2 protein-coding genes are annotated in these 794 nt (G+C 41.2%); both read left to right on the plus strand.

Annotated features, from left to right (window positions below; all coding sequences use genetic code 11):
- Positions 1–392, plus strand: a 392-nt coding sequence (locus tag A3729_RS33680) for a hypothetical protein (RefSeq protein WP_197476287.1), incomplete at its 5' end; no start/stop codon positions are given.
- 172 nt (positions 393–564) lie between these two features.
- Positions 565–794 (plus strand): carbonic anhydrase (locus A3729_RS29785; protein ID WP_304439799.1); only part of this gene is annotated, 230 nt, incomplete at its 3' end.

Consider the following 794-nt stretch of genomic DNA (forward strand, 5'->3'; position numbering starts at 1 on the left):
TGGGGCTTAGCATCGGTCAGAATGCTGACGGAGCGGTTGCCGGTTTTCAGCATAAATATAACGACGAAGATGAATATGAAGAGCCGAAGGATGAGCAAGTGGCTTATGAGTTAGCGGACAGTGTATTAACCATGGCAGGTGTTGGTCCGATATCTAACCTGATTGAAGCAGATATTTCTATTGAGGGTTTGAAATACCAGGAAGGAAGAGGGCCTATAGAAATTACTGACGAAGGCGGTATAAAAATATATATGCCGACAGAAATTGCTCGAATTAGCATGGAGAATATTCGAGTTAAAGGAAATACTAGCGGCCCAACTATGGGAAGCATTTACATGTCTGATATCAAGTATCATCCAGATTCCAGCTATACAATTACCGCGAGAAACTAAGCCCTCTACGTTGTTATACATAAAAAAACAGGCGCGAGCCTGTTTTTTTATGCGTCAAAATAGGGCGCTCGAACATAAAAAATTAGTTAGGGCTTTTCCTTGCTATATCGCTTCCCTATACCGGTTGAGAAAGCTATTATTCAACACGTTAATTGAGTTATAGAGAATTGATATGCCAAAAATAGCCAGTGGAATCGTACGATTCAAAACCGAAGTGTACCCTCAGAAGAAAGAACTATTCGATCAACTTGTGAAAGGGCAGCATCCAGAAGCTCTTTTTATTACATGCTCTGATTCTCGTATTGACCCAAACCTTTTAGTTCAGACGGAACCAGGGGAACTATTCATATGTCGAAATGCAGGCAATATTGTTCCACCGCATAGCAACTATACTGGTGGTAC

The sequence above is a fragment of the Oleiphilus sp. HI0043 genome, from assembly GCF_001634935.1.